This is a genomic window from Pseudomonas sp. GW822-FHT03F08, from assembly GCF_058801265.1.
In genome coordinates this window covers 128,668-137,914 of record NZ_JBXANC010000003.1, presented here as the reverse complement: position 1 = coordinate 137,914, position 9,247 = coordinate 128,668, and the positions used below count along the sequence as shown (strand labels likewise).

Here is a 9,247-nt window from a genome sequence, read left to right as displayed (position 1 = left end):
GTACGCTTCGGGCGGCCATTTGGCCGCCCTTTTTTTATGTTGCTGAAGTTGAAGGGTATTTTTGTCGGGCGTGAAGCACCCTCAGTATTTTGATGTGGCCATTCACTCGATAGACCAGCAGATAGTTCGGATGAATCACCATTTCGCGAGTGCCAGGTACTCGGCCAGGTCGGTAGCCATAAGGTATTGATGAAAGTCGCTGTGCTGCTGCACCCACCTTGTGTCTTAGCGAAATTGAAGCATTGGTATTGTGTTGCTCGATGTATTTGAAGATGTCAGCCAGTTGACGCGAGGACTTGCTGCTCCATTCAAGCTGCAGCGCGGCGCTTCCTGCGTATCTCTTCCAGCATCTGGTCGAGCATTGCCATAACTTCATCATGAGGAATACCAGGACTAGGATCATCCAGTGCATCCTGTACCTCTGCACGAAACCAGCGATCGTAGCTCTCTGCCTCTTCTTCGGATTCGAAGTCAGAGTAAAACGGGGAATGCAATATGCTCATAGTGATCTCCGTGATCAATTTCAGCAGTCTAAGGGGGGATTGGCCCATTGTCGTCACTGGCAGACGATGCACTCCATGAGCCCTTGAAGAACCATGAAGCTGCGGGATCCAGTATCTGCAAACACCCCCTTTGAAATCTGCCGGACGTTTCTCTCCGTTGTCCGGCAATCTCGACCGCCGCTGTAGGCCTATTCCTCCTCTTTGTTTTTCAGGTTTCCAGCCTACAAATCTGCGCGCGCCTTCCTACAAATGCACTCAGAACGCATACGGAATACTCACTTTCGCCCACAACATTTCCCCCTCCGGCCGGTTCTCCACGTCGAATTCCTTGGCCCAGCGAATCTCCGCGCTGGCGTACTTGAGGAAGGTGAAGTGCAGCGCCGGGCCGATGGCGAACACCTTGCCGCGTACGCCGTCATCAACGTCCTGGCCGGCGAACTGCACGGTGTGACCGAACTGTTTGTCGTCGGTGGTTTGCTTGAGGTAGTAGCCGTTGATGCCGAGCATCAGGTCGTCGGTGATCTTGTAGCTGGCCGAGTAATCGAAATGGAAGATCTGCCCGGATTTGTAGTCGGTGTCCTTGTTCTTCTCGTTGAAGCTGTAGGTGGTCTTCATCGAGACTTCGGTCTTGTCTGTCGGCAGCCAGGTGAAGGAGAACAGCGGTTTGTAGGTGTAGAAATTGTTGCTGGTGTTGGCCAGGCGATCGACGCTGTATTCACCGGTGGGCACGGTGATTTCCAGGGCGGCGCCGAGGGTCAGGTTCTTGCCCATGTCCCACAGGATGATCGGCGCGATGGTGGTATCGCCCATGCCTTCGCGGGTGTCGCTCAGGCCGAACACTGACACTTCCTGCTTCAGCCACGGCTGGGCGATGTAACCGGCGAGGCGTCCGCCGAACACCCGTACCGGGCTCAGGTAGTCGATACGCGGGATGACGGCGGTGGATTCGATTTCGACATTCGGCACCTTGCCGCCGAACGAGCTGATGTTGAGCTTGGTCGCCTTGTAGTGGTTGTAGTAGAGGTTGAAGGCAACCATGTTCTCGGGAAGGCTGTCGACTTCCAGCGGCAGCATGAAGAAGCCGTCGGTGCCGGTGCCGATGTTGTCGACACCGGCTTCGGTGGCCAGCGCCGGCAGGGTCACGGCGCAGCCGAGCAGGCTCAGCGCCAGTCGCACAGGGAATGTCGCGCGGTTCGGGGTCATGTCCGTCCTCATTATTATTGTGTTTGGGCGCACCGCCGGCGCGCAGGACGCCCGGCCACTATAGAAATAAGCCCTTGGCGCACAGCGGGGCAGGGTATTGGCGGACACAGAAGGGGACTTCTGCGGACAGTCCGCCAACCCTGTGCTAACTTCCTTCGACATAACCGGTTACAAAAATAACAATTCAGCGTGATCCGGAATGTCAGCCCCCATGAACGCAAAACTCCAAGACCCCACCTTCGATCTGGCGCTGGTGTCGCCGTTTCTGCTGCAGACCCTGGCCGAAGTTGCGGCCAACAAGGGTATTGAGGCCGAAAGCCTGTGCCGTGGCCTCGGTTTCACTTTCGAAGACCTGCAGGATCCTTCGCAGCGGATCTCCTACCGCCAGGCCGTGGCCATGATTCAGCGAGCGCTGAAAGCTTTGCCCAATCAGGGGCTCGGGCTGTGGGTCGGTGCGCAGAACGTGCTCGGTACCCTCGGTCTGCTCGGGCATGTGCTGTCGCTGTGCAAGAACCTGCGCGATGCGTTCGAACTGGGGATTCGTCATCAGCACACGTCCGGCGGGATTGTCGTTTCCAGCGTCGATGTCGTGGGCGAGCAGGTGTACCTGGACGTGGAATGCCGCTTGCCGTTCGCCGAAGTGCAGGTGTTTGCGGTCGAAGAGTTTTTCGCCAGCCTCTTGGTCTACGGCCGGGCGCTGGTGGGCGAGACGTTCAAGCCGATTGCCGTGGAGTTCATGCACGCGGCGCCGGATTACGTTGATGAATACCGGCGGCTTTTGGGGCCGGACGTACGCTTCGGTTGTCTGCACAATCGCATGCTGATCGATGTGCAGTGGCTGGATGTGAACCTGCCCAATCATCATTCGCTGGCGCTGCGTCAGGCGGTCACACTGCTGGAGCTGGAAGCCGCGCAGGTGCATCAGAAACTCGATCTGATCCAGGCCGTGGAGCGTGCCATTGCCCGGGACCTGAGTCGGGGCAGCCACATCGAAAAGATCGCTGGCGACCTGAACATGAGCAGCCGCACCTTGCGCCGGCGGCTGACCGAGCACTCGCTGACCTTCGAGGCGCTGCTGGAGCAAGTGCGCCAGGCACGCACGATGAGTCTGCTGGCCAATCCCGACATGCCCATCGAGCGCATCACCGAAGAAGTTGGCTACAGCGACGTGCGCAGTTTTCGCCGGGCGTTCAAGCGCTGGACGGGCAAGAGCCCGAGCGCGTGGCGCAACGAGTGCGTCATCTGATCCCACACAAACCCTCCGGCTACAGTTAAACTCCGCGCTCTTTCCCAAGGAGTTCACATGAGTTACTACCAGCCGGGCATCCTCGCCACCCCTGTTCCGCCGCAAGCACGTCACCTGTTTTTCGCCCTCGAATCGGTGGAAGCACTGCCGCAGGCGATCGACAACCTGCTGAACCTGGTGGACAGCAAGTCGGCGGTGGTCGGTTTCGGTGAATCCCTGGCCAAGGCCCTGAATGTGAACATCGACGGCCTGCGCAGCTTCCCGGCGCTGACCGGCGTTGGCGTGGAAAACCCGTCGACCCAGCACGCCCTGTGGGTCTGGCTGCACGGCGTCGACCGTGGCGAGTTGCTCAACCGCAGCACCGCGCTTGAGGCCGCACTGGCCCCGGCGCTGCGTCTGGTACAGATGCAGGAAGCCTTCCGCCACAAGGACGGTCATGACCTCACCGGTTATGAAGACGGCACCGAAAACCCTCACGACGAAGCCGCCATCGCCGCCGCACTGCAAAGTGAAGGCGCCGAAGGTCTGGTGGGTGGCAGCTTTGCCGCGATCCAGCAATGGCAGCACGACCTCAAGGGTTTCCATGCACTGTCCGCCGAGGACAAGGACAACATCATGGGCCGTCGCCTGAGCGACAACGAAGAGATCGACGACGCCCCGGTGTCCGCCCACGTCAAGCGCACCGCTCAGGAAAGCTTCGCTCCGGAAGCCTTCGTCGTGCGCCGTTCGATGCCGTGGATCGAAGGCGACCGCGCGGGCCTGATGTTCCTGGCGTTCGGTTTCTCCCTCGACGCGTTCGAAGCGCAACTGCGCCGCATGAGCGGTCTGGAAGACGGCATCACCGACGGTTTGTACCGCATCAGCCGGCCGATCACCGGCGGTTACTACTGGTGCCCGCCGCTCAAGGACGGCCACCTCGACCTGCGCGCCTTGCGCATCGGCTAAGACACAAGGAAGAGCAATGAACGTGGTGCGCTGGGGCATGATCGGTTGCGGCAGTGTCGCTGAACGCAAGAGCGGGCCGGCCTTCTACAAGGCGCCCGGCTCGGCGTTGGTGGCAGTGATGGGGCGACGCCTCGAAGCCGTGACCGATTACGCCACGCGCCACGGCATCGCCCGGACTTACACCGACGTCGATGAGCTGATCAACGACCCCGAAGTGGACGCGGTGTACATCGCCACGCCACCCGACAGCCACCATGCCTACAGCCTGAAAGTCGCCGCCGCCGGCAAGCATTGCTGCGTGGAAAAACCCATGGCACTCAACGCCGGGCAAAGCCGCGAAATGCAGCAGGTGTTTGCCGATGCCGGTCTGCACCTGTTCGTCTCCTATTACCGTCGTTCGTTACCGCGTTTCCAGCAGGTTCGACAATGGTTGGAGCAGGGCCGCATTGGCGAAGTGCGGCACTTGAGCTGGACGCTGACCAAGGCGCCATCACCGAAGGATCTGGACGGCAGCGCCAACTGGCGCACCGATCCGACGGTGGCGGGTGGCGGGTATTTCGCGGATCTGGCCAGCCATGGTTTTGACCTGTTCCAGTACCTGCTCGGCGATATCGTTGAAGTCGCCGGATTCACGGCGCGTCAGGCCGGGTTGTACGCGGCGGAGGATGCGGTCAGCGCCAGTTGGCGGTTTGCCTCGGGCGCGTTGGGCATGGGCTGCTGGAGCTTTGTCGCGGATCGGCGTGAGGATCGGGTCGAGATCATCGGCAGCCAAGGGCGAATCGGTTTTTCGGTGTTCGATGAGCATCCGGTCGAGTTGCACGCGGAAGAAGATATCAGCCTGGAAATCCCCCATCATGAACACATCCAGTGGCATCACGTCCTCGGCATGAACGCGCAGATTCGCGGTGAGTCCCGGCACCCGGCAGTCGCCGCCGAAGCCCTGAAGACCGATTGGGTCATGGATCAAATCCTCAAGCGCCACTGAAGGCGCGTCTAAGGTTATGCCCAAACAATATTTCTCAAGCTTGTCATAACGTCTCTAAGATCACGTCATAACTCGTTATGACAAGTGATCCCGTGATGACCGATAACGTTCTCTCCCTGGGCAGCGTCCCGCTGCACACCCAACTGCGCGACGTGCTGCGCGCCCGGATTCTCGACGGCGAATACCCGCAAGACAGCCAGATGCCGTCCGAAAGCGAGCTCGGCACGCTGTTCAAAGTCAGCCGCATCACCGTGCGCCAGGCCCTGGGTGATCTGCAGAAAGAAGGGCTGATCTTCAAGATCCATGGCAAAGGCACCTTCGTCGCCAAACCCAAGACCTTCCAGAACGTCAGCACCCTGCAAGGCCTCGCCGAGTCCATGACCGGCCGTGGCTACGAGGTGATCAACCGCCTGCGCAGCTTCAAATTCATCGCCGCCGACAAACTGGTGGCCGAGCGTTTGCAGGTCGCCGAAGGCGAGATCGTCGCCCAGATCAAACGCGTACGCCTGATCAACCGCGAGCCGATTTCGCTGGAAATCACCTACCTGCCCAAAACGGTTGGCGAACGGCTGGAGAAGGCCGATCTGGTCACCCGCGACATCTTCCTGATTCTGGAAAACGACTGCGGCATTGCCCTCGGCCACGCGGATCTGGCCATCGACGCGGTGCTGGCCGACAGCGACCTGACCCAGGCGCTGAACGTCGAGGCCGGCTCGCCGATCATGCGCATCGAGCGTCTGACCCACGACGCGAACGGCCAGCCGCTGGACTTCGAACACCTTTACTACCGTGGCGATGCGTTCCAGTACCGCCTGCGGATCGACCGGCAAAAAGGGGCGTGACATGACCCGCAATACCTTAGAGCAGGAATACGACATCGTCGTGATCGGCGGTGGCACCGCTGGCCCGATGGCGGCGATCAAGGCCAAGGAAAATAACAAGGAGCTGCGCGTGTTGCTGGTCGACAAGGCCAACGTCAAGCGCAGCGGCGCGATCAGCATGGGCATGGACGGCCTGAACAACGCGATCATCCCCGGGCACTCGACGCCGGAGCAGTACACCAAGGAAATCACCATCGCCAACGACGGCATCGTCAATCAGGCGGCGGTGTACGCCTATGCCACCCACAGCTTTGAAACCATCGAGCAGCTCGACCGCTGGGGCGTGAAGTTCGAGAAGGACGAAACCGGCGATTACGCGGTGAAGAAAGTCCACCACATGGGCGCCTACGTGCTGCCGATGCCGGAAGGGCACGACATCAAGAAAGTCCTGTATCGCCAGTTGAAGCGGGCGCGGGTGAGCATTACCAATCGTCTCGTCTGCACCCGTTTGTTGACCGACGAGGAGGGCGCCGTCAACGGTGTGATGGGGTTTGACTGCCGCACCGCCGATTTCCACGTGATCAAGGCCAAGGCGGTGATCCTCGCTTGCGGCGCGGCCGGGCGTCTCGGTCTGCCATCCTCGGGTTACCTGATGGGCACCTATGAAAACCCGACCAACGCTGGCGACGGTTATGCGATGGCGTATCACGCCGGGGCGGAACTGGCGAACCTCGAGTGCTTCCAGATCAACCCGCTGATCAAGGACTACAACGGCCCGGCCTGCGCCTACGTCACTGGCCCGCTGGGTGGCTACACCGCCAACAACAAGGGCGAACGCTTCATCGAGTGCGATTACTGGAGCGGGCAGATGATGTGGGAATTCCACCAGGAACTGGAAAGCGGCAACGGCCCGGTATTCCTCAAACTCGATCACCTGGCCGAGGAAACCATCCAGAACATCGAGGAAATCCTGCACAGCAACGAGCGCCCGAGTCGCGGCCAGTTCCACGCCAATCGAGGCACCGACTACCGCACGCAGATGGTCGAGATGCACATCTCGGAAATCGGTTTTTGCAGCGGTCACTCGGCGTCCGGTGTGTGGGTCAACGAGCGGGCCGAGACGTCGGTGAAAGGTCTGTACTCGGCCGGTGACATGGCCGCCGTGCCGCACAACTACATGCTCGGCGCGTTCACCTATGGCTGGTTCGCGGGTAACAACGCGGCGGAGTTTGTTGCCGGGCGCGAGTTCTCCACTTTGGATGCCGAGCAGATCGAGAAGGAAAAGGCCCGGGTCTACGCACCACTGGATCGCGAGCACGGTCTGCCGCCGGCCCAGGTCGAGTACAAGCTGCGGCGCTTCGTCAACGACTACCTGCAACCGCCGAAAGTGACCAAGAAAATGGAAATCGGCCTGCAGCGCTTCAGCGACATCGAACGCGATCTCAACGAGATCAAGGCCAACAACGCCCACGAACTGATGCGCGCCATGGAAACCAGCGTGATTCGCGACTGCGCCGAAATGGCCGCCCGGGCCTCGCTGTTCCGCGCTGAAAGCCGCTGGGGCTTGTACCACTACCGCGTCGATCACCCGCAACGGGACGACCGCGAATGGTTCTGCCATTGCCACCTGAAGAAGGGCGAAGACGGGCGCATGACCAGTTTCAAGAAAGCCGTCGAGCCTTACATCATCCCGCTCGATGCCGAGGAAATGCAGGCTTACGACCGCTTGCGGGTCGGCGCTTTCGCCGCTTGAGGCATCACTAGAGAGAGTCCGAACCATGGCCTACCAAGCCCAGGAAATCTTCTTCCGCTCCAACGCCCCCGTCACCGTGGACGAGGATAAATGCATCGCCGAAAAGGGCTGCACCGTGTGCGTCGACGTCTGCCCGATGGACCTGCTGGCGATCAACCCGGCCACGCAAAAGGCCTATATGGCTTTCGACGAATGCTGGTACTGCATGCCGTGCGAAAAGGACTGCCCGACCGGTGCGGTGAAAGTCGAAATCCCGTATCTGCTCCGCTAAAACGCTATCCGGCAACACCGGACGCCTGATTCAAGACACCCCTCGTTTCCCACCGCGCCCTGATCGCGGCGGAGACGAACATCCTATAAATGATTCGAGGGGATTCAACCATGTTGCGTGCAGCAATCGCCGGTCTGGTACTGGCTTCGTTCACCTTGTCGGCCTCGGCCGAAACCATCCGCATTGCCATCGGCACTCAGGACACCACCATCAACTGCGCCGCCGGCGGCCTGTTGATTCGCGAGCTGGGCCTGCTCGACAAATACCTGCCTCACGACGGCGCCTACAAGGACGCCAAATACGACGTGCAGTGGAAGAACTTCACCAGCGGCGCGCCGCTGACCAACGAGATGGTCGCCGGCAAACTCGACTTTGGCGCCATGGCCGATTTCCCGGGTGCGTTCAATGGTGTGGCGTTCGAAACCGCCGGCAAACACAGCCTGTTCATCAGCGTGTTGTCGGGCAGCATCAAGGGCAGCGGCAATGGCATCGTGGTGCCGAGCGCGTCTGGTGTGCAGTCGCTGAGCGAACTCAAGGGCAAGACCATTTCCGTGCCGTTCGCTTCCACCGCCCACGGCATGTTGCTGCGCGCCGTGGCGGAGCAGGGCTGGGACCCGCTGAAGGATGTGAACATCATCGCCCAGCCGCCAGAGGTCGCAGGCTCGGCGTTGCAGGCCGGCAAGATCGACGCCCACGCTGATTTTGTACCGTTCGCCGAACTGTTTCCGAGTCGTGGTTTCGCCCGCAAGATCTACGACGGCGCCCAGGCCAATGCGCCGACCTTCCACGGTGCGCTGGTCGATCAGGCCTATGCCAAGAAGTACCCGGAAATCGTCGTCGCCTACCTGCGCGCAAGCATCGAAGCCAATCAGTTGCTGGCCGCCGAACCCGAGAAATACAGCGAGTTGATCGCCAAAGTCACCGGCGTCGATGCCGAGGTCAATTACCTGTTCCACGGCCCGCTCGGCGTGCAGACCCGCGACCTGAGCTGGAAACCGGAATATCGCCAGGCCGTGGGCACGGCCATCGACACGCTGAAGCTGCTGAAGAAGGCGGATCGCGGGCTCGATCTGAACACCTTTATCGATGACCAGTACATCCGCGCGGCGTTCAAGGCCTCGAATCTGGATTACACCGCGCAACTGGCCAATTACGCGCAGACGCCGTTGAAGTCTGTCGATGCGGTGACTGGGAAAGCTATTTCTGATTTCAGCCATGTTGCGGAAATCTGGGTGCGGGGTGAGGACAAAGTCCGGCGTTATGCCTCGGCTGAAGAGGCGTTTACCGCACTGGCCGGCCTGAAGTCGGAAGGCAAGAACATCCGGGCGGTGTATGCGCAGGCGAGTGACAGCGGGATCAAGTTGCTGGCGGAGCAGGCGTGGTTTGCCAGTGATGGGAAGGGGCGGTTGAGTGCGTTTTTGCTCAAAGGGCAGGCTCAGCAATACGCGTCGGCGCAGGGCGGAAAAGTCCTCGACTTCACCGACGCCACCGCGCAGGCCGTTGCCACCCGCTGATTTACA

Annotated in this window: 10 protein-coding genes; 7 read left to right on the top strand and 3 right to left on the bottom strand. The window is 60.5% G+C overall.

Annotated elements, in window-relative coordinates:
• Positions 1-34 precede the first annotated feature (34 nt).
• From AC1RME_RS07805 to AC1RME_RS07795, 3 genes are all read right to left on the bottom strand, one after another.
• On the bottom strand, positions 35-376 hold the full coding sequence (locus AC1RME_RS07805; RefSeq protein ID WP_096820007.1) for a type II toxin-antitoxin system RelE/ParE family toxin: 342 nt from the start codon (positions 374-376) through the stop codon (positions 35-37).
• Complete coding sequence (gene relB, locus AC1RME_RS07800) at positions 309-503, bottom strand: type II toxin-antitoxin system RelB family antitoxin (protein WP_096820227.1); 195 nt, start codon at positions 501-503, stop codon at positions 309-311. The genes AC1RME_RS07805 and relB overlap by 68 nt, the downstream gene beginning before the upstream one ends.
• A 255-nt stretch (positions 504-758) precedes the next feature.
• On the bottom strand, positions 759-1,706 hold the full coding sequence (locus tag AC1RME_RS07795; RefSeq protein WP_096820006.1) for a SphA family protein: 948 nt from the start codon (positions 1,704-1,706) through the stop codon (positions 759-761).
• Between the two features lie 211 nt (positions 1,707-1,917).
• On the opposite strand from AC1RME_RS07795, the gene AC1RME_RS07790 reads away from it, so the two are divergent.
• The 7 genes from AC1RME_RS07790 to AC1RME_RS07760 all read left to right on the top strand — a co-directional run bounded on the left by AC1RME_RS07790 (position 1,918) and on the right by AC1RME_RS07760 (position 9,241).
• Positions 1,918-2,952: an AraC family transcriptional regulator gene (locus AC1RME_RS07790; protein WP_096820005.1), complete on the top strand. Its 1,035-nt coding sequence runs from the start codon at positions 1,918-1,920 to the stop codon at positions 2,950-2,952.
• 57 nt (positions 2,953-3,009) lie between these two features.
• The gene (locus AC1RME_RS07785) at positions 3,010-3,897 is read left to right on the top strand and encodes a Dyp-type peroxidase (protein WP_096820004.1); all 888 of its coding nucleotides are present in this window, start codon (positions 3,010-3,012) and stop codon (positions 3,895-3,897) included.
• Between the two features lie 16 nt (positions 3,898-3,913).
• Positions 3,914-4,882 (top strand): Gfo/Idh/MocA family protein, encoded by a 969-nt coding sequence (locus tag AC1RME_RS07780; RefSeq protein ID WP_096820003.1) that lies wholly within the window; start codon positions 3,914-3,916, stop codon positions 4,880-4,882.
• Positions 4,883-4,977: 95 nt separating this feature from the next.
• Positions 4,978-5,724 (top strand): GntR family transcriptional regulator, encoded by a 747-nt coding sequence (locus tag AC1RME_RS07775; protein WP_096820002.1) that lies wholly within the window; start codon positions 4,978-4,980, stop codon positions 5,722-5,724.
• Between the two features lies 1 nt (position 5,725).
• Positions 5,726-7,456 (top strand): fumarate reductase/succinate dehydrogenase flavoprotein subunit, encoded by a 1,731-nt coding sequence (locus tag AC1RME_RS07770; protein ID WP_096820001.1) that lies wholly within the window; start codon positions 5,726-5,728, stop codon positions 7,454-7,456.
• 25 nt (positions 7,457-7,481) lie between these two features.
• Complete coding sequence (locus tag AC1RME_RS07765; protein ID WP_007959413.1) at positions 7,482-7,727, top strand: 4Fe-4S dicluster domain-containing protein; 246 nt, start codon at positions 7,482-7,484, stop codon at positions 7,725-7,727.
• A 110-nt stretch (positions 7,728-7,837) separates the two neighbouring features.
• Positions 7,838-9,241: an ABC transporter substrate-binding protein gene (locus AC1RME_RS07760; RefSeq protein WP_096820000.1), complete on the top strand. Its 1,404-nt coding sequence runs from the start codon at positions 7,838-7,840 to the stop codon at positions 9,239-9,241.
• The last annotated feature ends 6 nt before the right edge of the window (positions 9,242-9,247 follow it).